This is a genomic window from Acetoanaerobium noterae (assembly GCF_900168025.1).
GTDB lineage: Bacteria > Bacillota > Clostridia > Peptostreptococcales > Filifactoraceae > Acetoanaerobium > Acetoanaerobium noterae.
The window spans coordinates 148182-173919 of record NZ_FUYN01000006.1; the positions used below are offsets into that span (position 1 = coordinate 148182).

Consider the following 25738-nt stretch of genomic DNA (forward strand, 5'->3'; position numbering starts at 1 on the left):
TATCAGGATTTTTCTAAGATTAATTGATATAATTTATATATATAACAAAAATTTAAAAAGGAGGACTACTATGCACATTAATAATCTAAGTACTGAAGAATTAAAGAAGAGGCGGCTTTACTCTAATCTAGCTCTGTTTCTCGTTGCTTTTTTATGGGGTACTACTTTTACAGTTTCTAAGTATGCCTTTGCTTACTTTACACCCGTATATATGATAGCCTTTCGCTTTACTATAGGGGTACTGGCAATGTGCATTTTTTTCTGGAAGAAGATTTCAAAGATAACGCTTAAGGATTTAAAGGGCGGTATTATAGTCGGAATTATATTTTTTATAGCCTTTGTAACTCAGCTAATTGCACTTCAATATACTGAAGCTGGAAAGCAAGCTTTTCTTGCCGCCACCTATGTAGTAATGGCCCCATTTTTATACTGGATAATTTATCATAAAAAGCCTGATTTTAGAACACTTGCTGGTGCTTTTATTTGTTTTTTAGGTATAGGTCTGCTCACTCTAAATGCTAGCTTAAGTATCAGCTTTGGAGATGGACTTACACTTTTCAGCTCCTTATTCTTTGCACTTCATATCATGTTTAATGGCTATTTTGTAGAAAAGCAAGATCCTGTAATTTTATCTACTGTTCAATTTGCAGTGGTTGCCATTATATCATGGATATTTGCATTCTTTTTTGAGCCTTTTCCTACAGCCATAGGCTTTGAGGGGATAGCCTCAGTACTTTATCTAGGAATTTTTTGTACTGGACTTGCATATTTTCTCCAAACAGCAGCACAGCGCTATACTCTTGCTACACATGCTGCAATCATACTGAGCCTAGAGTCTGTATTTGGAATCCTGCTTGCCGCTTTAATGCTAGGAGAAGTATTTACTCTTCGCATGCTTATGGGATGTATAGCTATATTTGGAGCAATACTTATAACTGAGCTTAGAACTAGCTCAGAATAAATTAAAAACCGACCACCAAAAGTTAGATTTTAGGACTAACTTTTGGTGGTCGGCTCAGATTTTAGACTAGCTACGGTTTTATTCTTTTAATTTAGTTCTTTAAGCCACTGATTCACTTTTTCTAATAGCTCAGCTTTTTTATTTGCTGGTACTTTTATATTTACATTTACATATTCTTCATCTACACTTAAAAGCTTTTCTATTTGAGTTTTGCTCATTTTAGCTTCAATGTTTTTTATGTCTGGGCTTGAAAGCTGTTTTGAAGTAAAGTTTTCATAGAGCCATTTTTGTTTGTCCTTAGAAAGCCTTGATATAGCTACTGCTGATTTTATGGTTATATGGTTTTCTCTAAGTAGACTCTCCATTTCCTCTATTAGCTGATTTAGGCTGAGGTAGTTTTGTACCATTCTTCCACTTATTCCATAGGATTCAGCTATTATGTCCCTAGTTTTTACTCCATCACCTAGGTGTTTTTTTCTTCCTAGTCTTATGTACTTTTCTGAGATAGATTTTGCTTTTTCTACAGTAGAAAGCTGTCTTTGTATCCAGTTGGTATCTATAATTATTTCTCTAGCTTCATCCTCATTTATCTCATTCATTTTTATGAGGTTGCATTTTACAGCTTTGTACTTAGAGTCTTTAGTCTCTTCGTAGAGCATTTCTACGGCTTTTTTCCTATTATGCCCTGAAAGTATCATATAGCTATCCTTTTGCTCCCAAACTACAAGAGGATGCATGAGACCTTTATCCTTAATAGATTCTACTAGCTCTAGCATTTTATCATCTGGAAGTGGCTGATAGAAATTCCACTGCTCTGGTGCAGAGCTAAGCTTAGAAATATCTATTTCGACTACGCTAGAATCCTGTAACTCTTCACTTAGCTTTTCATCTTTTGGTGCAAATCTAGATACTACAGTTTCCATTATCTCATCTTTTACCTCAGATATGTTCTCAGATACTCTGCTTGCAGCTATTTCCAGTGATTTAAATCTATCCTTTTTTATAAAATCCTTTTTATTCGACAAGTGAGATGACCTCCTTAGCCAAGTCTTCATATGCTATGGCTGCTCTTGAGCCTGAGGTAAATACGCTCAGTGGTTCACCTGCAAACTGGCTCTTTTTGATGTTTATATCAATTGGAATATAGCTATTTAGTACTTTGTCCTTAAATAAATCCCTGAGGATTTCGCGAGTGACATCATTTGTACTCTCTCTCAGGTCCACCTTTGTTTCTATTATCCCTAGAAACTGAAGATTAGTATTTATTAATCTTGCTTCTTCAAAGAAATTTGTAAGTGGCTCGAGTCCTTCTATACCAAATGCAGATAGCTCTACAGGAACTAAAACGTAATCGCTTGCAACCAGAATATTGTAATTAAGTAGCCCCAAGAAAGGACAGGTATCTATTATTATGTAATCGTAGCTATTTTCGCTTTTAACAGGTCTTAGTATTCTTTCAAATACAGTTTCTCTAAGTTTTTTTGTAAACAGCTCCATATCAATAGCTGAGAGCATATGGTCTGAAATAATAAAATCTATGTTTGGATATTTAGTGTTTATTATGTAGTGCTGTAGTGAATTTTCCTTGATAAGTGCATCGTAAAGACTTTTTTCAGAGTTTTTCGAAAGGTCATATGAACGTGTTAGGTTTATTTGCATATCTGCGTCTATAAGAAGTACCTTTTTACCTTGCTGCATGAGTGAATATGCTAAATTTCCAGCAACAGTGGTCTTGCCTGATCCACCTTTGTTGTTGGAAACTGCTATAACTTTGGTCTTCATGTAAGCAACCATCCTTTCATCTATAAATCCCCTATCCTTCTTATATTATAGTTTATATTTCTCATGGTTACAAACAAAAAGGAGCTCTCATAAGTAGCCCCTTGTATAAATTGCTATTAAAACATGATATTTAGATATTGTGTGGTTTTGCTATGCCATTTTTTCCTTCATTTTGCTGATAGTAAAGGCAATTATGTGGAGCTAGGCAGTGCCACAGCTCTTCTCCTTTGGAAGCAGTGAGATAGTCTTGATTGATTTTTCCATCTACCATTTCTATAACTCTATCGGATTTTGCGGCTAGATGCCTATCATGGGTTACTATAATAAAGGTAGTTTTGAACTCCTTATTGATGTTTCTAAGAAGCTCATAAACCTGCTCCGTTGACTCGCTATCTAGGTTTCCTGTTGGCTCATCAGCTAGTATCAAAGTAGGGTCGTTTATTAGAGCTCTGGCTATAGCTACCCTTTGCTGCTGACCTCCAGATAAATCTGTAGCTTTGTTGTTTATTCTATCTTTTAGTCCCACTATTTCCAGTAGCTCGATTGCTCTTTGTTGTTTACGCTTTGTAGGAGTTTTATGCTTTATCCACGAGGGTATTATTACATTTTCTAGAGCTGTAAACTCTGGCAGAAGGTGGTGAAACTGAAATATGAAACCTAGGTTTAGATTTCTAAAGCTAGCTAGCTCGTCTGATTTCATTTTAGTTATATCTTTGTTTTGAAAATATATATTGCCAGAGGTGGCATTATCAAGCGCTCCTATTATATTTAGCAAAGTGGTCTTACCTGAACCCGATGGCCCTATTATACTCATAAACTCACTTTTATTTATATCTAGGCTCACTTCATGAAGCACCTTTGTCTGAATTTTAGTCCCATATATCTTGACCAAATCTTTTATCTCAAGTAATTTATCATCCATTTCTGATTACCTCCATAGGATTAAGGGATGAAGATTTTCTAGCTGGAACAAATGAAGATATAAGTCCTGCCATAGTAGAAATAAATACAACTAATATTAGGTTATCTCTTTTTACTACTATATTGAAAATAGGCCCCGAGCCACTAGTTGTTCCTATAATAAAGCCTTGGATGAGCAGATATCCTATTAAGATTCCAAAAATCCCACCTATAAAGCCAAGTACTCCTCCTTGAATCAAAAATATACTGCTGGCAGAATTGCTAGTAGCTCCCATAGCCTTTAATATACCTATCTGCTTTGATTTTTGAACCACTGATACTGCTAGTACGCTAGAGATTCCAAGAGCAATAGCTACTAGTACAAATGCCTGTATAGTAAGTGAAGAGCTAGACTGGCTATTAAGTCCAGTAAGTAGCTGAGCATTTTCAGCTTTCCAGTCACTTGCATCTATTTCAGGATAAAGCGCCGTTAGTCTTGGAGCTAATATATCTGCATCAAAGGGTTCGTTCATTTGGATTTCTATGTTTGATATATATCCATTTAGTCCATATATCCTCTGAGCTCTAGATAGCTCCATAAATATCCATGAACCATTTAAGGCTTCTGATTCTAAATCAAATATTCCACCAACTATAAAGCTTTGAGTGCTACCTCCAGGAAGACTTAGGTTAATTAAATCCCCTGGTGTTAGATTGAACTCATTTGCAAAGGAGGTTCCTATCAGTACTCTATTTGAATCTATATCAGATTCTCCCTGAACGATTCTGCTTTTTAGATCGTAAATTTCATCTGCTAGCTCTAGGTCTATTCCTTTTACTACTAAAGAAGTACTGCTTTCTCCTTGATTGTAAAGAGCTGTCCCTACAACTGATGGTGAAACTGCGCTTATCTCTTTATTTTTTTGAAGCCCCTCTATTATACCTTGGTAATTTCCTAATTTATCTTCTTTTTTAGGCGTATTTATATACTCAAAATCTGGACTATTAATATTTGAATTTGCTTTTGCTGTTATAGTGATGTGAGCTCTATTGCCTATAGTAGTGTCTATTAGATTTTCCTGCAATCCACTTATAAGTGAGCTTAAAAATATCTGAACTGCCACCCCAACAGCTATTCCTAGCAAAATAAAAAGCGTCTGGGCCTTTCCATCTTTTAAAAATCTTAGGGCAATCTTCCATTCATATAGCATATTACTCACCCTCAGACATCAGTTTTATTTTATCGCCTGGCTCTACTTCTTGAGGATTAAGAAGTTTTATATCTTCAGAAAAATCTCCCTCAATTATTCTTTTAGATCCGCTTCCTATTACAGTAACAGGCTGTTTTACAGCTACTGAATCTTTTTCTACTAGAACATACGCCTGGTTCTGTTCATATGAAAGATAGTTGGCATCTATTACATATGCATCTTGATATTCATTTAAGATAAGCTCAGCTGTTATGCTCAAATCTAGAAGAAATTTGTCGCTGTCTATAACTGGAATATCTAATTTTACTGCTACTGTACCTTTTTCGCTATCTACGCTTTTATCTATTTCTCTAACTGTTGTCTCTAGTTTTAAGCTTGTGTCTGATGAAGGGTATATAAAAGCTTTTTGTCCCACAAATACTTTTGTTATGCTTTTTTCATCCACTTCAATCTGTGCATACTTGTCATCCAAATCCACTATCTTCATGAGCGTCTGTCCAGGCTGAACAAATTCTCCTTCAGTTACATTTAGCTCTACAATAGTCCCAGCTATAGGTGATGAATAAGAGTATTTTCCAAATGACTGCTCTAAATTTTTAAGAGTTACTCTGCTTTGCTCTATGCTAGCTGAAGCTTTTTTTGCCTCACTGCCTTCAGGTGCATAGGAATTAAGTGTGAGCTTTGCACTTTCTAGCTGTTTGTTTAGAAGATTAACTTTATCCGTAACAGCTTCTAATTCTATCAATGGAATAGCTCCAGAATCATAGAGGGCTGTTTTTCTTTCAAGCTCCCTAGTTTGCTGAGATAACTCTAGCTCTAGCTTTTCTATATCTGACTGTGCTATTTCATATGAGGTGGTTACTATTTTATTGTAATTTGCTGAAGCTGACCCTACTGAAGCTTTGGCTTCATTGATGTTTTTGCTCAAATCACTGCTGTCTAGCTTTACAAGCAGCGTATTTTGATTTACTGCATCGCCTTCGTTTACTAATAGAGATACTAGCCTTGATGCCACTTCTGAAGTTACTATTCTAGACTCACCTGCTTCTACTCTTCCGCTGGCAAGAACAGTTTCTTGATAGCTGGATTTAGTAAGACCTACATAGCCTACTTCTTTTGGTTTTGTGAAAAATTTATATCCAAAAAATAAAATTGCAAATAAAAGTATTGCAATTATAAGGTTTTTTATTAGTTTCTTATTATCTTTCATTTTATCTCCTCCCTTTAGTTTAATACCTCTTTGATACCCTTTAATACTCAAATTAACCTTGATTTCTAGTGGGCTTCAAAAATCTTTTTTAATCTAAAAAAAATTGTGGAACTCGGTTCCACAATTTTTGAAAGGAAGAAAGACTTTCTTCGTATATTCTAAAAAGTAATATCTACATTTATAGTTTTTCCATCTCTAAATACTTCTACAGAGGCACTATCACCTGGTCTTTTTGAATAAAGCTCTCTTACTAGTTTTGACATTTGATCCATGTCCTTACCATCAAATTTAACTAAGACATCGCCTTCTTTAAGTCCTGCTTTTTCTGCTGCACTTCCTGGCTCTACAGATGCTATATAAATACCTGTTTCAATGTTAAGGTTAGCTCCAGTGGCTTGTTTATAGTAGTCCACATCTACTCCTCTTATTCCTAGATATACTCTTTGGAACTCACCTTTTTCTATAAACTGATCTACTATAGGTTTTGCAATATTAATAGGTATCGCAAATCCAAGACCTTCTGCACTGCTTATTTTAGCAGAATTTATAGCTATTACCTGACCTTTTGAGTTAAGTAGTGGGCCTCCACTATTTCCTGGATTAATTGATGCATCTGTCTGAATCAGATTATCTATGCTTTCAGTTTCACTGATTTGTATACTTCTATTTAATCCACTTATGATACCTTGAGTTACACTTCTTTCAAATTCTAAGCCTAGAGGATTTCCTATAGCAACAGAAATATCTCCTACTTCTACAGTATCGCTATCTCCTAGCTCAGCCACTGGAAGACCTGTTTTTTCAACTTTGATAACAGCTAAGTCAAGAGCTTTTTCATTCCATAGCACCTTGGCTTCCTGCTTACTTCCATCATAAAATAGCACAGTAACTGAAGTTGCAGTTCCATCGTCGACCACATGGGAGTTTGTAAGGATATACCCTCTTTCATCTACTATTACGCCTGTACCTACGCCGCTGGTTTGCCTTGCTCCAAAGAAAAAGTCATTTTGAGTAGATACTGTTGTAATACCTACCACAGATGGCATAGCTTTTTGAACTACAGCCTTGTATATCGTTTCTGGATTGTCCCCCTCAACATTTATCGATGCCGTCTGAGGGTTGTTGTTTTGTGTATTTGGATTTATGTTTTGCATAAACGGAAGTATATTTTGAGATATAACCAGCATGGTTATTACACTCCCAAGTATCGCACCAACAAGTGCTTGAATGAATCCTGAGCCTTTTGAACTCATCATCTCATCCTCCCTATATTATAAAAATATCTGAAACACGACTTCTTTCTAAAACCATCAAATCCATATCTTTGTTTGCGTATACGCCTTGCTCCTCCATAATACTAGCAACAGTTTGATAAGCCAGCACTGGCATATTGTTTTCTTGGCTGAGGTGAGCTAAAAGTACAGCTTTAGTTCCAAGCTTTGCTAACTTTGCAGCTACATCACCTGCATCAGCATTAGAAAGATGTCCAAATTCAGACAGCACTCTTTGCTTTAGATAATATGGATAGCTACCCATTTTTAGCATCTGCTCGTCGTGATTTGATTCCAGAATCACGAGCTCACTGTGACTGATATATTCCATAACTTTATCAGTGACACAGCCTAAATCAGTAGCAATAGAAAGCTTGTTTTTGCCATCACTAATAGCAAATCCACAAGAATCAACAGCGTCATGACTAGTAGAAAATGGATTTATCTCTATATCTCCAATAGAAAAGCTTTCATAGGGAGTAAATACCCTTTTATTTTCAGGTTTAATCTTTCCTAGACAGTTTTCCATGGATTCCCAGGTTTTTATAGTTGCAAAAACAGGCACATCATATCTTCTGGATATTATACCTACCCCTTTGATATGATCTGAATGCTCATGCGTGACCATGATTCCTCCAAGAGTGCTTAAGTCTACATGGTGCTGCCTTAGGTGCTCTTCTATTTTCTTGCCACTAAGACCAGCATCGACTAGTATCTTGGTCTTAGATTTTTCTATATAGTGGCAATTTCCACTGCTTCCAGACGCAACTGATATATATCGTATACTCATAATTACTGCTCCTCATAAGGATATTTAGAACTCCAAGGCTTCTATATAGTAATATTGATTTTCTTTAGTTTTTATTCTCCAGCAAGGAAATGCAGTAGCTGTCTTTGTTTTGGCTATCGATAGGCTCTCGTACTGAGCATAGTTATATCCCAAAACCACTTCAGTGATAGTTTCATTTTCCTCCATCATGTTGCTAGCTCTCATCACAGCCTCAATAGAAGTCATAACTATTTTTTTGTTCTTACTTTCCTCTACTGGATTCATTTTGAGCATTTCAAACTCAAAGCTTTCATCAGGAAAATAAGTAAATTTCATATAGCTGTCTTCCAAAAATCTATTTTTGTAAACAGAATTGTAAACAACTACGAGATTCTCACCTTCAAATGATGCGTATTTCAAATCAAAATCCTTGCCCAAATCGTAGGTGTCAATAAATAGCTTGGTATCTGATTTTGCGTGGTCTGTGTCAAATAAAGCTAGCTTTCGTTTTGCTTTTAAAGTCAGAGTCTTATCGCCCAAAATTTCAATATTACTTTTATATTCCAAAAACCTAGATTCCAAATCTCTGAGGTCAAAGGATTGATATTCAACCTTTAATGTACCCATTTTAGGCGTTTCTTTAGGTAATTCTGTGTGTAAATTTAGGTTTTTTTGTAGTAAAAATTGCTCTAGGCTTTCATAAGATTCTTTAGTAAAATAAGAATTCTCATCAGTTCTATCAGAAAATATACTAAACATCAAAATTATATTTGTAATTGTAAAAGCGATAATAAGATAGGTTTTAGCTTTGCCCCAATCCATAATAGAGTATCTCTCCCGTATATCCATTGAAAACATACTCTTTGCCTTCTATAGTAATCTGCCATGAAGGAATGAGCATATACTGGTTATCCATAAAATATAATAATTCTATATCGTCTATTTTGTCAAACAGCTCCACTCCGTTTTTGACGTTAAACTTGGAGCTAAGTACAGAAAACTGAGTATCTAAAACCTTAAATGGTAAAAGTATAGACTGGTCCCTCGACAAATCATAAGGAAGAATACTCCTTCTTATTCCTGTAAACGAATGTACAGTATCACCTACAACTATAAGGCTTAGCTTGTATTTAGAAGCGTTTGGCATGAGTCTCAAATCATCTATCACTTCTGTAAATACTATTTTATATCCATTTTTACCTTTGACTTTAACTGGAGTAGCTTCTTCATAACCTACTGATTTTAAATCTATATCTAGCTTTGTTAGAAAGTTCATAGCTCCAAGAACAGCATCTGAAACATCAGTGTCCTTTGAAGGCAGATTTTCATTCAAATACTCTATATAGCCGTTGGTTTGAATTTTTAAAAGCTGCTGCCCATAGTTATATGTGTAAATATTGGAGCCGTCTGTTTCAACTATTCTATTGATAAAGTCATATCTTTCATTAAATATATCTTTAGCTATTTCATCGCTTTTTTCAGGAGTCATACTGCTAACCGTATCATAAGCTTTATATAAGATATTAAACTCATTTCCGGGCACTAAAACTTCACTGCTTGATCCGAACAAGTACTTAAGAGAATAGTATTTTATATAGGATGATTTTTCCAGTTCATTTACCATCGCTAAGCTATTTTCATTGGATGTAAGCAATTTATAGGTTTTTCCTGAATCAACTATGTAGATAGCATTTTCATCTACTAGAGGAATTAAAATTTGAGTTATATCATTGAGGCTCTCTATCAAAGACTTCTCTAAAAAAAAACTCCTTGAAAGGAGTTTTCCATTTAATGAAGTAAAGCTAAGTTCTAAGCTTTTGGTCTGCTTGGCTTTTTCATATGCCATAGCATCTACCTCTACTAAGCCTTGGGCTTTTGATAAAGAAAGCTTCAAAAGATTTTTTGACTGCTGATAATATCGTTGTCTGCCGCTTAATATCTTGGTGTTGTTATTTCCTCCAAATCTAACTACTACTTGAATGGGCCTAAGTGTGCTTTGAAGTCCAGCTTCAAGGCTAAGTGAGTAGGAATATGGATTTTTCTCATAAAGATTGAAATTCTCTATAAAATTAAATTTTATAAATGTCAACACCACAGATGAAAGAAACAGAAAGATAAGCAAATTGCTCTTTAGCTTTTCTTTATTCATATTCATCTTCCTATGGTCCACCTAAGACAGATGGAGAATTTTTTACATCTAAACCGCGAATTATCTCATTTATTTCTATAATCTTTTTGATATAGTTAATAAATCTTGACTCCGAGATTTCGCCTTTTGCGTTTGAAAGAGTAACAACTATTTTGTTTTCCCCTGGAAATAGCTGAACTTCCTTGCTAAAAACGCCGAGTGCATCAACCACTAGTTCTATTTCTGCTTGCAATTCAGAAAAGCTTTCGCCTTTCTTAGTGTACAGCTCGATTCTAACCTTGTCGTTTTTTTGACCTGTTCCAGCTATTACAACTGTACTGTTAGTTGTAGAAAAGCTTTCGGTCTTTGGCGCTGTTAATATGGCCTGTTTAGTGTCAGATACCGATGCAGCAAAGGAGTTGATGCTTGTAGACATGAATATAACTGTAATAATTAGTGTTATGATTGCAAAGTTCATTTTTCTCAAATTATAAAGCACCTCCTTTTTCATAAGCCTTTTTCTATATCAATTTGATATAGTTTTCCACAATACCTAATTTATCTATTATAACACTATTGATTATACATAGAATTTGTTACAAAATTATTACACCATAATTAAGTATGAGTTACAAGATATCCACAGAATTATCCACAGGAAAGTAAACAGTAAAAATACTGCCTTTTTCTAGCTCACTCGATACCTTAATACTGCCCTTATGTTGCTTAATTATGTTATGAGCTATAGACAAGCCAAGCCCTGTCCCGCCTTGGGCTCTTGACCTTCCTTTATCAACTCTATAAAATCTTTCAAATATTCTCTTTATATCTTCTTTTGGAATTCCAATTCCACTATCTTGAACTTCAAAAATGGCATTTTTATCCACAACCTGTGCACTAATTCTTATGTTTCCATTTTCAGGCGTGTATTTTATTGCATTTGTAAGCAGGTTAATAATTACCTGCTGAATTTTACCCCTATCTGCATATATAGGCACAGCTTCATCAGAAATTTGCATATTAAGTCTCTGGTTTTTATTTTGGAAATGAACTTCTAGCTTTCTAACCGAATCCGTGACTATCTCTCTTAAATCCAGATGATGCATCTCCCATACTACCTTCTCATAATCCATGTGGGATAGCTGAAGCAAGTCCTTAACTAGCGAGGACATCCTGTCTGCTTCATTTTCAATTACCTCTACAAAGTTCTTGGATAGCTCCTTATCTTCTAGAGCTCCACATAACAAGGTTTCAGAGTAGCTTTTTATTGTTGTTATAGGAGTTTTTAGCTCATGAGATACATTTGCTACAAATTCTCTTCTCATATCCTCCAGTCTTTGGCTTTCAGTTATATCCTGAAAAACTACTATAGCTCCAGATATTCTTCCTGCCTCATCTCTAAAAAGGGCTGGTGATGCCTTTAGAATTCTTTTTTTATTGTTTTCAAATATTATGTTTTCACTGCTGTTTGATATGCTTTTTTGAAGTATTGCTCCATACTCTAAATCCTTTGAGTAATCATCTATTATTTTATCGTAGCTTTTGTCTGTAAGGTCTTTTTCCCTAAGGTTCAGCATGGATAGAAAGCTAGGGTTGTAGTGGATTATTTGGCCTTTTCCATCTATGGCAACTAGCCCATCCTCCATATGCTTTATTATGGCATTTAGCTTGCTCTTTTCTGAGGATATTTCCAGCAAAGTCGTATCTAGCTTTTCAGTAAGATAGTTAAACATGCTTCCTAGCTGACCTATCTCGTCATCTGATTTGACTGTAACTCTTTGCCTAAAGTCCCCTTTAGCCATTTTTAGAGCTTTCATAGTAAGCTGATTTATAGGAACTGTAATAGAGCCTGCCATCAAGTATCCTAAAACTATAGTGACAAGAAGTGCTATAACAGTCGCTCTAAGTAAAATGACAGTAGAATTAGACAGTGTCCTATAAACACTGTCTAAGCTTGCTCTTCCATAAATTATATAATCCAGATTATCAGATTGGTCCTCTTTATAGGAAAAAGCCATATGCTTTATCCTATATGACTCCGCATTATCACTTTGGATATCTTTTTCAGTTACTCTGTTGTTTAGGCTAGATAAAATAACTGATTTTTCAAGTACATCCATAGCATTCTTGTCCACAAAATCGAGATTAGTAGATGCTATTATGTTATATGAGTCTCCCTCAATGATAGATATTTCATATCCTAAGGATATAGTACTTTTTATGAGATTTTCCTGGATATCATCTTTATTTTCTATGAGGTCTACATCTTTTATCATAGTCCTTACGACATTGTTTGCTGTATAGGTTAGATTGTCCTTTACTATATTGAGATGGTATTTCTCAAACTGGTCGGTTATAAACACCCCTACTATGAGCATGGCGATAAAAACCAGCAGAAAATAAAGTATTATCAGTTTATAGCGTATACTTTTAAACAATAAATTTACTCTCCTTTAAAATAATATCCAACGCCGCGTTTAGTCATGATATAGGTAGGATTTGAAGAATCGTCCTCAACCTTTTCTCTTAGCCTTCTAACTGTAACGTCAACTGTACGAATATCTCCATAGTATTCATAACCCCATACTCTTTCTAATAGCTGCTCTCTAGAGAACACTTGGTCTTTTTGCTTTGCCAAAAATTTCAGCAATTCAAATTCTCTAACAGTTAAATCAATGCTAGTTGAACCTTTTTTAACTTCATACTTCATAAGATCTATGCTTAAATCCTTGTTTTTAATTATCTCTTTTTCCTGCTGGTCAGCATTTATGTTCATCTCTTGTCTTCTAACGTTGGCTTTTACTCTTGCAACTAGCTCTCTTATGCTAAATGGCTTGGTGATATAATCATCCGCCCCTAGCTCTAGCCCTAAAATTTTATCTACCTCTTCTTCTTTAGCCGTAACCATAATTATAGGCACTGAAGATTTTTCTCTAACTCTTTTGCAAATCTCAAATCCATCCATAGAAGGCAGCATAATATCTAAGATGATAAGCTCTAGCTGTTCATTTAATGCTTTCTTAAGAGCATCCTCACCGTCATAGGCTGTTATTATTTCATAGCCTTCTTTTTCCAAATTAAATTTTATTATATCGGATATAGGTTTCTCGTCCTCTGCAATAAGCACTCTATTTTTCATAGTTAGCTCCTCCATGTATTTCTTATATTTATATCATTATACCAAAAAAAAGATTATAACAAAGTTTTCCTTTTTTGAGGATAAATTTCCTATGGTATAATAACAATAGCAAGTTAAGACTTAATTAGGATGTGAGTAAATGTTTTTTCAAGAAACAAAAAATCTACAACTGGCTGACATAGATGTTCCAGCTATTTTCTTTGAGCAAATTCTGCCTGTAATAGATGGAAAATTTGCCAAAATATATCTATATGCATATTATTTATTAGTTTCTTCTAAAGAAAATGAAATGATGGATAATCAAAGCTTTGCAAATAAATTGAAGCTATCCCTAGAAGAGGTATTAGAGGCTTGGGATTTTTTAGAAAGCTGTGGAGTAATAAAAAAGCATAGCTCTGACAACGCCTTGGCTTGGGATTTTAGCATAGAGTTTATCGACTTAAAAAACCTTTATCTTAATAAATCCAATCTCAAAACTACAGTAAGCACAGACGAGCTTATTCTATTATCAAAAAATGAAAATCTAAAAGGCATGTTTGATAAAATAGAGGGAATCCTAAAAAGAATACTAAGCTACAACGAGCTTAGAACTATAAATGAGTTCATGAAGGAATACAACGTATCTACGGATTTAGTCATAGAGGCGTTTTCCTTTTCTGCCAGTATAAAAAAAATAAAAACTGTAGCTGGCTCCTTGTCTGTTCTTAGAACCTGGTATCTAGATGGTGTAAGAACCAAGGAAGACTTAGAACAACATCTTGAAAATAGGCATAAAAGGTACTTTACTTACCGCAAAATCCTATCCCTTCTTGGTGAGTACAGACTTCCTACAAAAGCAGAGGAAAAGCTCATGGATACTTGGGTTGACAATATGAACTTCTCTATGGAGGTAATTGAAAAAGCTTTTGAAAAATCTCTAGCAATTAAAAATCCAAACTTAAACTATGTAAATGGTATCCTTAAAAATTGGCATGAGAAGCTCGTAAAAAGAGGCTCTTCTCCTCATGTAAAGCCTGAAATAACAGCTTTAGAACATAGAACTAAGCTTATGGAGGCTATTAAATTAGAAAATAGAATCATAACTGACAGCGAGGATAAAATGCTTCACTACCTGTATACAGCTTTTCCTTTAGATATCTGTCTTAGTGCTGTAGAGCATTTGAAATCCGTTAATGCGCTGCTTAGTATAGAAAGTCTTTTTACATTTTTAAATAGCCCTAGTCAAACTGCAAACGAATCCAGCTCTGAAACTATAAAGCTAGCTGAAAAAGCAGATGGAATAACTTTAAGTGAAATTCAAGATATAATAGATGAAAAACCAGCAAGGCAAGTATCAAAGACTAGACCTACTAAAGCCTCTACTCTTGTAAACTCAAAGCTCGATAACGAGGAGCTAGAAGCGAAGCTAATGAAAAAAAGGCAAAAATAAATCTAGTCAAAATTCATAGAATTTATTTATAGTAAAGAAAGTAGGCGAAATTATGAAGGATCAGATTTTTAACAAAATACTATATGAATATCAGCTAAAAAGAGATAAAGCTCAAAAACAGCATGAGCAAAATATATCTGTACTTCATAGTAGATTTCCTGAGCTTGCAAAGCTAGATGATGAAATTTACGAGCTAAACTTAAGACTGTCAAAGCTAGCTATAACAGGTGAAAGCGATAAGATGCCTGAGATAAAAGCAGCTATAGATGAAAAAATAGCGCAAAAGCATAAGCTTCTGGATTTACATGGGATTACTCCTCAAATGCTGAAGGTTCACCACGATTGCCAGCTATGTAAAGACACAGGGTTCATCGAAAAAAACGGGCTATATGAAAAATGTACCTGCTTAATTAATAGGCTGATACAAGAGGCTTATAAAAACTCAAATATCACCGACAAAATAGAAAACGAAAACTTCAGTAACTTCGATATAAGCCTTTTTGATGATAATATTACAAATGAAGCCAAGTCACCAAAAGAAAATATGAAGTTTCTTAAGCAAATATCCTATGATTTTATTGAGAATTTTGGAAATAAAGACCAAAAGAGCCTTTTATTTTATGGGCCTCCAGGACTCGGAAAAACTTTTTTATGTACCTCTATTGCCAAAGCTCTAATGGACAATAGCAAAACAGTGCTTTACTACAGCTCTTCTGAGCTATTTAACCGGTTATCAGACTATACCTTTTCACGTGAAACCTTCTTAAAAACTAGCTCCAAGGAAATTCACGATTTAATCATGGATACTCAGCTTCTAATAATCGATGACCTAGGCTCTGAAATGACAAATAGCTTTGTAATAAACCAGCTTTTTAATATCTTAAACCTTCGAGAAATGCACGCTAGAAAGCTTATAATATCAACCAATTTGACTCCAAAGGAATTAAACGAGGTCTATGGAGACAGAATATTTTCAAGAATGGTCATGCATTTTGATTTTTATAAGTTCTACGGTAGTGATATAAGGTGGAAGCTTTAGCATGAACCCCCCACCACTGATACATTAGTTCAGTGAGGGTTTCCTATCATTAAAAACTAGGTATTTCAGTGACAAAGAAGGTTTACTTTTTTATTTCATACAGAGTATGTGAATATACTAAGCTTTATAAATACAATTCCGTTTCTAATTTTTCTTGGATCTATATAATTTCATAATACAAAACCCCTTTACTTAAAGACAGCTACAAGCTTCTTTCTTTAGTAAAGGGGTTAGTTTATATTAGCTTTCTTTTCCCATATAGAAGTATGAAGCTCCTAGAAGCAATGCTCCTCCTATAAAGTTTCCTAGTGTAACAGGAATCATATTCTGAAAAACTCCCATAAGTGATACAGTCTCTGGATGAGGCATGAATAGTGCAGTTGCAAATATTGTCATGTTGGCTACACTATGCTCAAATCCACTCGTAATAAAAGCAAACAAACACCAAAACACCATAATAAGCTTGCCTGATTCGCTCTTCATCTTAATTGAGCAAAGCACTGCTAAGCAAACTAGCAGGTTACACAAGATACCATTTACTAAAAGCGGTATAAAATCACCATTCATTTTAGTAGCTGCAGTTTTAAGTATAAAAGCTCCTGTAGGTGTAGCTGCTGCATTTGTAAGTGACAATAAAAGTCCTAGTAATGTAGAGCCTATAGCGTTTCCAATAAAGCTCCAAACCCAGATGTTAGCAGAGTCTTTCCATGTAACTTTTTTATCAAGTGCGCCTACCGTAAGTATCATATTATTTCCTGTAAAAAGCTCTGAGCCAGCCATGATAACTAGACTAAGTGCAATACCAAAGGAAAGTCCCATAAGCATTTTTGTAAAAGGAAAATTACTTTCTGAGCCAAGTCCCCCTATAGTCATAATTAGGAAAATTCCAAAACCAACATAGGCTCCTGCCCACATAGATGCTATCAAATATTTTATGATTCCAGATTTGTAAAAATTAACTTTTTTAACAGCAACCTCTGATAGTAGATTCTTCGTTTCTGTAAACAAATTATTTCCTCCTTTATCGTGATTTTTTTAACGTGACATAATCTTAACATTATTTTTATATCCTTAATGTGATAAAAGTCACACTAAATTGAAAATAATATACATAATTTTAATATTTTTAACAAAGCCATAATAGTTGAGTTCAAAAATATTGATAAAATGAACATGGAATTTACATATATTGTTTCAGGAGGTCAAAGGTGGAAAAGGAAAACGAACTTATAAGGATTTTAGAAGGCGAGTTTATACGCCCAGTATTTCAGCCCATAGTATCACTTCGAACAGGAGATGTCCTAGGCTATGAAGCACTCAGTCGCATAACTCTTCCTGATTCTACACTTAATATAGAAGAATTATTTCATCTAGCTTCTGAAAGAAAGCGCCTTTGGGAACTAGAAAAGCTCTGCAGAAAGAAAGCTCTAGAAGCAGCTATAGACAAACCTTTAAGAACTAAATTATTTCTCAATGTAGATGCAAATATAATTCACGACCCTGACCTTAAAAGCGGATTTACTTGGCAGCAATTAGCTCAGTTTAAAATCGACCCCGAGGATATAGTTTTCGAAATAACAGAAAAAAACGCTGTAAATTCAGTAGATGTTTTCATCGCTTCAATTGAGCATTATCGAAGCCAGAACTTTAAGATAGGAATAGATGATTTTGGTTCAGGATATTCAGGACTAAACAGAGTCTGTGCTTTTTCTCCAGATTACATCAAGCTAGATATGGATTTGATAAGAGACATAGATAAGGATCCTATAAAAAAATCTGCCGTGTCTGCAACTATAAACTTTTGCAAGGAGGCAGGAATAAGAGTAATAGCGGAAGGTGTAGAAACACTAGAGGAGCTGAAAGTGCTTATATACCTAGGCGCAGATTACGCTCAGGGATATTATTTATCAAAACCAAATAGTGAGTTCTTAGCTCCTAACTTCGATACCACATTTCAAATCACTAGCTGTCACAATAAAGCTAAGCCTCATTCAAAGGGACATATATTTGGAAAAATATCAGAAATTGGAACTGTAAATAAAACCGTTCTATTTAATAAGCCTTCTATTTTAGTTTACGATGCCATGAAGGAAGATTCTGCTATATCAGAGTTTTTTGTGGTCGATGAGTCTAATAAAGTATGTGGGATACTTCCTAGGAGGCATATTTTAGAAAAATTCAGTGGTGAATATGGATACAACCTCAATAAAAAAACTAAAATAAGCGATATCATGATAAAGGATTTTCTAGCAGTAGACGAGGCTATGGGAATAGATGAAGTTGCAAATCTTTCTATGGAAAGACAAGCTTCATGTATTTACGACTCCGTTGCTGTCACCAGTAATCAAGAATATAAAAGCACTGTTACAGTTAAGGATTTGCTTCTCGCCGCCGTTTCTCTTCAAGTAAAACGAGCTGCTGACTCCAATCCCCTTACTGGTCTTCCTGGCAATAACCAAATTCAAGAGATGATTATAAATACCTTTGTAAAAACCTCTCCTTGGTCAATTGCTTACTTTGATATGGATAATTTCAAAGCCTACAATGATGCTTATGGTTTTAGCAATGGAGATTTAATGATTAAGGCTCTGGCCGATTCCATGAGAAAATGTTGCTATGAAGGTATCTTTATTGGACATATTGGTGGAGATGACTTTGTTGTTATAGTAAATAACCACAACGCTCAAGAGCTATGTAGCTACATATGTAAGACCTTTAGAGAAGCTATCTGCTTTTTATACCATCCCGACGACTGGAAAAGAGGATATATAGTTTCTAAAAACAGGAGCGGCTTTACTCAAACCTTTCCTATCGTGACTCTTTCTATTGCAATAGTTACAAATAAAGCCTTCCAGCCTTCTGATATAGAAGAGCTCTCAAGTATGATTGCTGAAATCAAGAAAAAATGCAAGCAAACAGATGGAGATGTAATAATAGTCGTATAAAACTATAGGCAGGGAAGCCTTATTGATATTATAAATTCTCCTTCTTCATGACTTAGGCAATAAATGCTCCCGCTATGTGCCTCAATAATCTTTCTTACTATTGAAAGACCCAAGCCTGCTCCCTGAGAGCTTAGATTTTCAGAGCCTTTTAGTCTTGTAAAAGGCTCTGTTAGCATATGTAGATTTTTTAGCTCTATTTTACTCCTATTTGAAAACAAGATATCTACAAAAGCATCCTTACGTTTGCATGAAACCTTAAATACAGCTCCTTCTTGATGATATTTCATTACGTTATCCAAAATATTATAAAAAGCTCTTCTTAATTCCATCTCATTTCCTAATATTAAAATCTCTTCATCTGGTATCTCAAGCTCGGTAGTAAGTCCTTTAAGCTCTAGCTCCCTTAAGTTTTCAATTAATACATTTTTTAATAACTCACTAAAATCTACTTTACTACGCTCCAATGAATACTCTGCTGACTCAAGCTTTGCCAGCTCAAATAAATTCATTACTAGATTATTAGCTCTACTTGAATTTTCTTTTATTATCTCTAGGTACCTTTTCTGATTATAATCTTTTGTCTCTGATAGCATCATATCAATATAGCCGTCAATGCTCATGAGAGGATTTTTTAAGTCGTGCGATATATCCAAAATCAAATTTTTTCTTATCTTCTCACTTGCCTGAGTTTTATTTATTTCTTCATTAATTTTATTTGCCATGATAGAAAAAGCTTCCTTTACCTGAGCAAACTCTGTTATATCTTCCTGATAATCATAAAAATTATAATCTTCATTCCTAATTTTCTGTGTGAGAATCTTCAAATAAGACAAAGATTCTTCTAGTTTTTTTGAAGTATATTTAGAATAGATAAAAGTAAATAACCATAAAAGCCCAATAAGCACAATAAAAGACAAAGCAACTGCTATTCCAACACTAGTTGCACTATTTTGATTTTCAAATACAATTAATATATGACTAGCATGAAAATATACGTCTTTATCTTCTAGCCCTTTACCTTCATAGTACTTCTCAATGTACCTAATTATTTTAGTAAATCCGACAAACCACATAACTAAAAGAGATATAGTAATAGATAAATATATAGTGTACTTCTTTTTGAAAACATCTGATAGCGCAACCATCTTCATTTAGTTCACCCATTTCTCTTTTAGTGGTCTATCTGTTCAAATCTACCCAGCTATATTGGCATTATAACTAGCTTCATTCAGCCTTTTTACTTTTACTTTTCTCATCATAATATAAGCTGAAGCTAATAAACCCAAAGTAAATAATACATACTGGATGCTTTGCGATATAAAATTACTTTGAGTCATTACAGTGAGCTTATCCATCTCATATATTATATCTGATGGAATAAAAATATAAAACGATAACTGGGCAAAATCTATAATAGCGTGAACTAAAATCAAGGCCCAAATATTCTTACATCTAAGATATAATACTGCGCTAAATATCCCAAATGCAGTAGCATATATAACTTGAAACACTATAGCCCATTTATCTGCACCATAAGTGGCACTGGTTAAGTTAATTAAATGAAAAAGTCCAAAAGGCAGCGCAGATATAATTACAGCCTTATATAGCCCCTTACGTGAATTTCCCCATTTTTCTAGCATATTAAGAAATATAACTCCTCGACATAAAGTCTCTTCGAACACTCCAATCATAAGGCAGGTTAGGCTTACTAAAAGCGCTAAACCTATTCCTTTAAAGCTCCAATCGCTCCAACTAAAAACGCCTGCCTCTATGCTGATTTTTAGGGTGTCCATCATAGAATAAGCTACTATTCCCCAGCTAAGCAAAATTACTCCTAGTCCTAATATTAGACCTTTTTTTAGACCCTTTGTTGTTTTTATTCCTGAAATTTCAAATGTGCCTAAATATATCATCATCGGAAAAGTAAATAATCCAATAGCCGCTATTCTTTTTGCATCACTGATTAATAGGTTAAGTGTTGGATTTCCGTTTAAATATAGCTCAAGAGCTTTCTCGCTAGGCATGAGCTTTTCTACTGAAAAATAGATTGCGAGAAAAGCTATACAGCTAATCATTGCAGTGATTATGACATGATTTTTTAAAAATTCTTTAGTTTTATTCATTTTTATCTCCTTTTACAATAAGAACTCTACAAATTAATACGATAAAATATTGCCAGTTGGCTCTAGAAACCTTAATTCACAAATAAAAAAGCAGCTGATGACACTATCTTATCAGCTGCTGATTTCATACAAATTAAACGATTCTTACATCAACCTTAAATTTATATCCCAATCCTCTTATAGTATAAATGTATTTTCTATCCTTATTTTCAATTTTACTTCTAAGCCTGCTAATAGTAACAGTGATAGTGTTGTCATCAAAATAATATTCATCGTCCCAAACCTGCTTATAGAGTTGCTTCTTAGTTACTACTTTATCAGGATTTTTTAAAAAATAAGCTAAAAGCTTAAATTCTTTTGCTAAAAGTTTTATCTCTTTACCGTCAAGGGTGATTTCGCACTTGTCTTCATCCAATATAAACTCCCCTAGCTGGATATTTTCAGATATTATAGTACAATATCCATCATATATCTTAGTTCTTCTAAGCTGAGCTTCTATTCTAGCTACAAGCTCATTAATATTGACAGGCTTTACTACATAATCATCTGCACCTATGCCTAGTCCCCATATCTTATCTACATCGTCATTTCTAGCCGATAAGAAAATTACTGGTATATTACTTGTTTTTCTTATCTCTTTGACTAAACTCAGTCCATCTAGATGAGGCATCATAATATCAGAAACTACAATATCTGCTGACGTACGACTTAGTAATCTAAGAGCCTCATATCCATCACCAGCAGTAAAAGTTTCATATCCCCTTTTTTTCATAGTCTCATCTATGAGATTTCTAATATCTGCTTCATCCTCCACAATCAAAACTTTATACATCCCAACACCCACCTATGTTTTCTTTTTACTTTTTTATACAACAAAAAAGCCCTTGAAATCAAGGACTTTTTTGGTACCATCAATACTGGATTGATTTATTGGTGCGGATGGAGGGACTTGAACCCCCACGCACAAGGCGCTAGATCCTAAGTCTAGTGCGTCTGCCAATTCCGCCACATCCGCATGTGGTGGGCCCAACAGGGCTCGAACCTGTGACCCCCTGCTTGTAAGGCAGGTGCTCTCCCAGCTGAGCTATGAGCCCACAAATGGTGACCCCTAGGGGAATCGAACCCCTGTTACCGCCGTGAAAGGGCGGTGTCTTGACCGCTTGACCAAGGGGCCTTAAGCTGGTGACCCATCCGCGACTCGAACGCGGGACACCCTGATTAAAAGTCAGGTGCTCTGCCGACTGAGCTAATGGGTCTTAGTTGGCACTCGTATAATATATCAAAATCAAAAGACATTGTCAATAAAAAATTTAAAAAACCTCTAAGAGGTTTTTTAAATTTTTGAAGAAATCATATTTTTAGAAGAAAGAAGCTCCCAAAATTAAAAGAATGAAGCTCCCAAAATTAAAAGAATGAAGCTCTCATAATCGTCTGGTCTCTTCTTGGACCTACAGAAATAATCTTAACTGGAACATCGATAAATTCTTCTATTGTCTTAATATATTCCTTTGCATTTTCAGGCAAATCTTCATAGGTTTTCACTTCAGTGATATCACCTTTAAACCCTGGCATTTCCTTGTAAACAGGCTTTGCTTTTTCCAAATCTCCTAGGTATGCAGGGAAATCTGTAGTGATCTTACCATCTATTTCATAGCCAACGCAGATTTTAAGAGTTTCAAAATCTGAAAGCACGTCAAGTAGCATAAGTGAAATAGCCGTAAATCCATTAATCATAGCAGAATATTTAAGCACTACTAAATCAAGCCATCCGCATCTTCTAGCTCTTCCTGTAGTAGTTCCATACTCATGACCTTTTTCACGAATTAAGTCGCCTGTAGCATCTTCTAGCTCTGTAACAAAAGGTCCTTTTCCAACTCTTGTTGTATACGCTTTTGTTATACCTATAACTTCATTTATAGCTCCAAAGCCTACTCCACTTCCCACTACAAAGCCACCTACTGTAGGATGAGAAGAAGTAACATAAGGGTAGGTTCCAAAATCAAGGTCTAGCATTGAGCCTTGAGCTCCCTCAAATAGAACATTTTTATTTGCTTTTAGAGCTTCATTTATAATTTTCTCTGTATTATCCACATATTTCGCTAGTTTTTTAGCGTACTGGTTGTATTCATTAAATATTTCATCATAGCCAAGAGGCTCTGCATTGTATATTTTTGTGATAATCTCATTTTTCTTTTCTAACTCTTGCTTTAATCTATCTGCAAATATATCTTCTCTTATAAATTCAAGAGCTCTTATTCCTACACGCTCAGCTTTATCCATATAGCATGGACCTATGCCTTTTTTTGTAGTTCCAATATCCATAGCGCCTCTTTTTTCTTCCATTAAGGCATCCATAGTCTTGTGATAAGGTAGTATGATATGTGTACGCTCACTGATTCTAATACTTGAAGTATCAATTCCACGAGCTTCGAATTTTTCTATTTCCTCTAAAAACACTTTAGGATCAAGTACTACACCATTTCCTATGATGTTTATAGCTTTTGGGTTAAGTATACCAGACGGAATTAAATGAAGAGCATATTTCTCGTTATCCACAACTACTGTATGTCCAGCATTGTTTCCTCCTTGTGCTCTAACTACAACCTCCGCACTTTTAGCTAAATAATCTATTATTTTTCCTTTTCCTTCGTCTCCCCACTGAGAACCGATAATGGCTAAACCAGACATAAGCGCCTCCTACATACTTCGTAATAAGTCGAACTAAACAAATAATATTTTACCAAACATTCGTATTTATAGCAACCTTAGTTTTTTGTTAAGACTTGCCAATCGTTCAATTATAGATGAATACTCCTAAGCTTAATAAATTTTTATAAATTTCTATTGACGAAATCAAATATATCCACATTATCCACAAATAATTCAAGTTATTCTGTGGATAATGTGGATATCTGCATTTTATAGTAGAGAACTTCTAGCTTATTTCCCTTTTTTCTAAAATATTTCTTGATATGCTTAAAGTCTTCATCTATAAGAGGATTCACTTTTGGATTCATAAATTCCCCAAATTGCTGAGCATATTTTTGAAATCCAACTTTCTTATAGGATTTTATAGCTCTTTCATTGTAAGCTGCCACTGTGAGGATCATCTTTCTATATCCTAGCTCTTTGAAATACCATTTTAATAAAGTAGTAACTGCGTCACTGCCATAGCCTTTAGATAGCTCTCCAGGATCAAACACTATCCCAAGTTCAGCTCGTTTAAATAGCCTGCTTACATTTCTAAGAGACATATATCCCACCATCTGACCTTGCATATCAAAAACACTAAAGCATCGCTTTAAGCCTTTTGTTTTAAGCTCAAACCACTGCTGCCTTTCTTCTATATCCATATATGGGAAATTGTAATCGTAAAAAAGTAAATCGTCATGCAAGGACCAGTGGAGCATTTTTTCCACATCTTCCTTACGCATTGACCTTACACTTACTTTATTTCCCCATAATATAATCTTATCATCCATATTAATGCTTTACTCCCTCATGTGGGCTACATTGTGAAATAACTGGAACTGTCCAAGCCATGTCAGAGGAACCATACCTGTTTCTCCATGTCTGTGCTTTGCAATAATAACCTCTGCTATGTTTTTTTGGTCTGAATCCTCGTGATAGTATTCATCTCTGTATAGAAACATAACAAGGTCAGCATCCTGCTCTATGGCTCCTGATTCTCTCAGGTCTGATAGTATAGGTCTATGATCAGAACGCTGCTCTGGGGCACGCGATAGCTGAGATAGAGCTATTACTGGACATTCTAATTCTTTCGCTAATATTTTTAGTGAACGAGATATCTTAGATATTTCTTGCTGACGACTTTCTCCTTTTGAATCTGACTCCATAAGCTGAAGGTAATCTATAAGAACCATATCCAGTCCTTTTTCCATTTTAAGCCTTCTGCATTTTGACCTTAGCTCTACTACGCTTATGCCTGGAGTATCATCTATATAAATATCTGTCTTGGAAAGAACTTCCATTGCAGTTATGACCTTTGGCCATTCTTCCTCATCCAGATTTCCATTTTTAAGCTTATTTAGCTCAACTCTACTCTCTGCTGCTATCATCCTTTGAATGAGCTGTTCTTTACTCATCTCCATAGAAAATAGAGCTACTTTACAGCTATCCTTAAGAGCTGCATTGTGAGCAATATTTAACGCAAAAGCAGTTTTTCCCATAGCTGGTCTAGCTGCAATAAGCACTAAATCAGTTTTTTGAAGCCCATTTGTTTTTCTGTCCAAATCTATAAAGCCAGTAGTAAGACCTGTAATACTTCCTTTATTTCTATACAGCTCTTCCAATATTTCATATGCGCTTAGTAGTACCTGTGAAATAGCTGCCATGCTCTTTTGACTTTTAGATTGTGATATATCAAATATGCTTTTTTCAGCCTGTTCTAGTAGGTCCGCTACTTCATCTTCTCCTGCATAGCTTCGCTCCATTATAAAGCCTGATGCTTTTATAAGCTTACGTAGTATGGATTTTTCTTTTACTATTTCTGCATACTTGCTTACATGGCGAGTAAAGTCAGGAGCAGTAGAAAGCCCAGTAAGATAAGTTATTCCACCTACCATATCCAGAGATGATCTCTTTTTTAAGCCTTCAGACAAGGTTATAAGGTCTATAGGCTCGCTTTTTTTGTACAAATCCATCATGCAGTGGAATATCTCTCTGTGAGCATCCTTATAAAAATCATCCTCTTGAAGTACATCACTTACTACAAGCATTGCTTCTCTATCAATTAAAACACTTCCAAGAACTGATTGCTCAGCTTGGATGGAATGAGGCGGTAATTTCCCCTCCATAAGCCTACCTCCTG

23 protein-coding genes and 4 tRNA genes are annotated in these 25738 nt (G+C 34.9%); 4 read left to right on the plus strand and 23 right to left on the minus strand.

From position 1 onward, the window contains the following. The first annotated feature begins 70 nt into the window (after window positions 1–70). Complete coding sequence (locus B5X47_RS11470; RefSeq protein ID WP_079590284.1) at window positions 71–961, plus strand: DMT family transporter; 891 nt, start codon at window positions 71–73, stop codon at window positions 959–961. An 86-nt stretch (window positions 962–1047) separates the two neighbouring features. Here B5X47_RS11470 and B5X47_RS11475 read toward each other — a convergent pair whose 3' ends face one another. The 12 genes from B5X47_RS11475 to yycF all read right to left on the minus strand — a co-directional run bounded on the left by B5X47_RS11475 (window position 1048) and on the right by yycF (window position 13371). Continuing rightward, window positions 1048–1986, minus strand: a complete 939-nt coding sequence (locus B5X47_RS11475) for a ParB/RepB/Spo0J family partition protein (protein WP_159446472.1) — start codon at window positions 1984–1986, stop codon at window positions 1048–1050. After that, window positions 1976–2743, minus strand: coding sequence for a ParA family protein (locus tag B5X47_RS11480; RefSeq protein ID WP_013362753.1), 768 nt, complete (start codon window positions 2741–2743; stop codon window positions 1976–1978). Before B5X47_RS11480 ends, B5X47_RS11475 begins: the two co-directional genes overlap by 11 nt. 130 nt (window positions 2744–2873) lie before the next feature. Continuing rightward, complete coding sequence (locus tag B5X47_RS11485; protein WP_013362754.1) at window positions 2874–3665, minus strand: ABC transporter ATP-binding protein; 792 nt, start codon at window positions 3663–3665, stop codon at window positions 2874–2876. Beyond that, the gene (locus B5X47_RS11490) at window positions 3658–4854 is read right to left on the minus strand and encodes an ABC transporter permease (RefSeq protein WP_079590286.1); all 1197 of its coding nucleotides are present in this window, start codon (window positions 4852–4854) and stop codon (window positions 3658–3660) included. Before B5X47_RS11490 ends, B5X47_RS11485 begins: the two co-directional genes overlap by 8 nt. A gap of 1 nt (window position 4855) precedes the next feature. Beyond that, window positions 4856–6064 carry an efflux RND transporter periplasmic adaptor subunit gene (locus B5X47_RS11495; protein ID WP_079590287.1) on the minus strand — a complete coding sequence of 403 codons (1209 nt, stop codon included), beginning with the start codon at window positions 6062–6064 and terminating at the stop codon, window positions 4856–4858. Window positions 6065–6222: 158 nt separating this feature from the next. Then, complete coding sequence (gene htrA, locus B5X47_RS11500) at window positions 6223–7317, minus strand: serine protease HtrA (RefSeq protein WP_079590288.1); 1095 nt, start codon at window positions 7315–7317, stop codon at window positions 6223–6225. A 13-nt stretch (window positions 7318–7330) separates the two neighbouring features. Continuing rightward, window positions 7331–8125 carry an MBL fold metallo-hydrolase gene (locus B5X47_RS11505; protein WP_013362758.1) on the minus strand — a complete coding sequence of 265 codons (795 nt, stop codon included), beginning with the start codon at window positions 8123–8125 and terminating at the stop codon, window positions 7331–7333. A 24-nt stretch (window positions 8126–8149) separates the two neighbouring features. Beyond that, window positions 8150–8926, minus strand: coding sequence for a two-component system regulatory protein YycI (gene yycI, locus B5X47_RS11510; protein ID WP_159446473.1), 777 nt, complete (start codon window positions 8924–8926; stop codon window positions 8150–8152). Next, window positions 8907–10259, minus strand: a complete 1353-nt coding sequence (locus B5X47_RS11515; RefSeq protein WP_159446474.1) for a YycH family regulatory protein — start codon at window positions 10257–10259, stop codon at window positions 8907–8909. The genes yycI and B5X47_RS11515 overlap by 20 nt, the downstream gene beginning before the upstream one ends. 4 nt (window positions 10260–10263) lie before the next feature. Beyond that, window positions 10264–10719, minus strand: a complete 456-nt coding sequence (locus B5X47_RS11520) for a hypothetical protein (RefSeq protein WP_079590291.1) — start codon at window positions 10717–10719, stop codon at window positions 10264–10266. Window positions 10720–10861: 142 nt separating this feature from the next. After that, window positions 10862–12670 (minus strand): two-component system histidine kinase PnpS, encoded by a 1809-nt coding sequence (pnpS, locus tag B5X47_RS11525; RefSeq protein ID WP_079590292.1) that lies wholly within the window; start codon window positions 12668–12670, stop codon window positions 10862–10864. A 5-nt stretch (window positions 12671–12675) separates the two neighbouring features. Continuing rightward, window positions 12676–13371, minus strand: a complete 696-nt coding sequence (yycF, locus tag B5X47_RS11530) for a response regulator YycF (RefSeq protein WP_079590293.1) — start codon at window positions 13369–13371, stop codon at window positions 12676–12678. A 139-nt stretch (window positions 13372–13510) separates the two neighbouring features. Between yycF and B5X47_RS11535 the strand changes: the two genes are divergently transcribed. Together B5X47_RS11535 and B5X47_RS11540 are read left to right on the plus strand one after the other, a co-directional pair. Then, on the plus strand, window positions 13511–14800 hold the full coding sequence (locus B5X47_RS11535; RefSeq protein WP_079590294.1) for a DnaD domain-containing protein: 1290 nt from the start codon (window positions 13511–13513) through the stop codon (window positions 14798–14800). A gap of 52 nt (window positions 14801–14852) precedes the next feature. Beyond that, the gene (locus tag B5X47_RS11540) at window positions 14853–15839 is read left to right on the plus strand and encodes an ATP-binding protein (RefSeq protein WP_079590295.1); all 987 of its coding nucleotides are present in this window, start codon (window positions 14853–14855) and stop codon (window positions 15837–15839) included. Between the two features lie 240 nt (window positions 15840–16079). Here the strand turns inward: B5X47_RS11540 and B5X47_RS11545 are convergent, their stop codons facing one another. After that, the gene (locus B5X47_RS11545) at window positions 16080–16847 is read right to left on the minus strand and encodes a formate/nitrite transporter family protein (protein WP_079590296.1); all 768 of its coding nucleotides are present in this window, start codon (window positions 16845–16847) and stop codon (window positions 16080–16082) included. A 200-nt stretch (window positions 16848–17047) separates the two neighbouring features. On the opposite strand from B5X47_RS11545, the gene B5X47_RS11550 reads away from it, so the two are divergent. Continuing rightward, a complete protein-coding gene (locus B5X47_RS11550) occupies window positions 17048–18784 on the plus strand; it encodes a GGDEF domain-containing protein (protein WP_079590297.1) in 1737 nt (578 codons plus the stop codon). Between the two features lie 2 nt (window positions 18785–18786). On the opposite strand, the gene B5X47_RS13730 is transcribed toward B5X47_RS11550, so the two are convergent. The 10 genes from B5X47_RS13730 to dnaB all read right to left on the minus strand — a co-directional run bounded on the left by B5X47_RS13730 (window position 18787) and on the right by dnaB (window position 25724). Further along, the gene (locus tag B5X47_RS13730) at window positions 18787–19935 is read right to left on the minus strand and encodes a sensor histidine kinase (protein ID WP_143215816.1); all 1149 of its coding nucleotides are present in this window, start codon (window positions 19933–19935) and stop codon (window positions 18787–18789) included. 42 nt (window positions 19936–19977) lie between these two features. Next, window positions 19978–20907, minus strand: a complete 930-nt coding sequence (locus tag B5X47_RS11560; protein ID WP_079590298.1) for a CPBP family intramembrane glutamic endopeptidase — start codon at window positions 20905–20907, stop codon at window positions 19978–19980. Between the two features lie 133 nt (window positions 20908–21040). Then, complete coding sequence (locus tag B5X47_RS11565; protein ID WP_079590299.1) at window positions 21041–21739, minus strand: response regulator transcription factor; 699 nt, start codon at window positions 21737–21739, stop codon at window positions 21041–21043. Between the two features lie 99 nt (window positions 21740–21838). Then, window positions 21839–21922: transfer RNA gene (locus B5X47_RS11570), tRNA-Leu, on the minus strand. 3 nt (window positions 21923–21925) lie between these two features. Further along, window positions 21926–22001 (minus strand) — tRNA-Val (locus B5X47_RS11575). A gap of 5 nt (window positions 22002–22006) precedes the next feature. Next, window positions 22007–22081: transfer RNA gene (locus B5X47_RS11580), tRNA-Glu, on the minus strand. A gap of 6 nt (window positions 22082–22087) precedes the next feature. Beyond that, a tRNA-Lys gene (locus tag B5X47_RS11585) sits at window positions 22088–22163 on the minus strand. A gap of 148 nt (window positions 22164–22311) precedes the next feature. Beyond that, on the minus strand, window positions 22312–23595 hold the full coding sequence (locus B5X47_RS11590) for an adenylosuccinate synthase (protein ID WP_079590300.1): 1284 nt from the start codon (window positions 23593–23595) through the stop codon (window positions 22312–22314). A 200-nt stretch (window positions 23596–23795) separates the two neighbouring features. Continuing rightward, window positions 23796–24389, minus strand: a complete 594-nt coding sequence (locus B5X47_RS11595; RefSeq protein WP_079590301.1) for a GNAT family N-acetyltransferase — start codon at window positions 24387–24389, stop codon at window positions 23796–23798. A gap of 9 nt (window positions 24390–24398) precedes the next feature. Continuing rightward, entirely contained in the window at window positions 24399–25724 is a 1326-nt protein-coding gene (gene dnaB / locus B5X47_RS11600) for a replicative DNA helicase (RefSeq protein WP_079590302.1), read from the minus strand. Between the last annotated feature and the right edge of the window lie 14 nt (window positions 25725–25738).

What these genes read in the sequence shown, in the direction of transcription:
- B5X47_RS11470 (WP_079590284.1), top strand. Translation starts at nt 71, where the DNA reads ATGCACATTAATAATCTAAGTACTGAAGAATTAAAGAAGAGGCGGCTT.
- B5X47_RS11480 (WP_013362753.1), bottom strand. Translation starts at nt 2,743, where the DNA reads ATGAAGACCAAAGTTATAGCAGTTTCCAACAACAAAGGTGGATCAGGC.
- B5X47_RS11485 (WP_013362754.1), bottom strand. Translation starts at nt 3,665, where the DNA reads ATGGATGATAAATTACTTGAGATAAAAGATTTGGTCAAGATATATGGG.
- B5X47_RS11490 (WP_079590286.1), bottom strand. Translation starts at nt 4,854, where the DNA reads ATGCTATATGAATGGAAGATTGCCCTAAGATTTTTAAAAGATGGAAAG.
- B5X47_RS11495 (WP_079590287.1), bottom strand. Translation starts at nt 6,064, where the DNA reads ATGAAAGATAATAAGAAACTAATAAAAAACCTTATAATTGCAATACTT.
- htrA (WP_079590288.1), bottom strand. Translation starts at nt 7,317, where the DNA reads ATGAGTTCAAAAGGCTCAGGATTCATTCAAGCACTTGTTGGTGCGATA.
- B5X47_RS11505 (WP_013362758.1), bottom strand. Translation starts at nt 8,125, where the DNA reads ATGAGTATACGATATATATCAGTTGCGTCTGGAAGCAGTGGAAATTGC.
- yycI (WP_159446473.1), bottom strand. Translation starts at nt 8,926, where the DNA reads ATGGATTGGGGCAAAGCTAAAACCTATCTTATTATCGCTTTTACAATT.
- B5X47_RS11515 (WP_159446474.1), bottom strand. Translation starts at nt 10,259, where the DNA reads ATGAATATGAATAAAGAAAAGCTAAAGAGCAATTTGCTTATCTTTCTG.
- yycF (WP_079590293.1), bottom strand. Translation starts at nt 13,371, where the DNA reads ATGAAAAATAGAGTGCTTATTGCAGAGGACGAGAAACCTATATCCGAT.
- B5X47_RS11535 (WP_079590294.1), top strand. Translation starts at nt 13,511, where the DNA reads ATGTTTTTTCAAGAAACAAAAAATCTACAACTGGCTGACATAGATGTT.
- B5X47_RS11540 (WP_079590295.1), top strand. Translation starts at nt 14,853, where the DNA reads ATGAAGGATCAGATTTTTAACAAAATACTATATGAATATCAGCTAAAA.
- B5X47_RS13730 (WP_143215816.1), bottom strand. Translation starts at nt 19,935, where the DNA reads ATGAAGATGGTTGCGCTATCAGATGTTTTCAAAAAGAAGTACACTATA.
- B5X47_RS11560 (WP_079590298.1), bottom strand. Translation starts at nt 20,907, where the DNA reads ATGAATAAAACTAAAGAATTTTTAAAAAATCATGTCATAATCACTGCA.
- B5X47_RS11565 (WP_079590299.1), bottom strand. Translation starts at nt 21,739, where the DNA reads ATGTATAAAGTTTTGATTGTGGAGGATGAAGCAGATATTAGAAATCTC.
- B5X47_RS11590 (WP_079590300.1), bottom strand. Translation starts at nt 23,595, where the DNA reads ATGTCTGGTTTAGCCATTATCGGTTCTCAGTGGGGAGACGAAGGAAAA.
- B5X47_RS11595 (WP_079590301.1), bottom strand. Translation starts at nt 24,389, where the DNA reads ATGGATGATAAGATTATATTATGGGGAAATAAAGTAAGTGTAAGGTCA.
- dnaB (WP_079590302.1), bottom strand. Translation starts at nt 25,724, where the DNA reads ATGGAGGGGAAATTACCGCCTCATTCCATCCAAGCTGAGCAATCAGTT.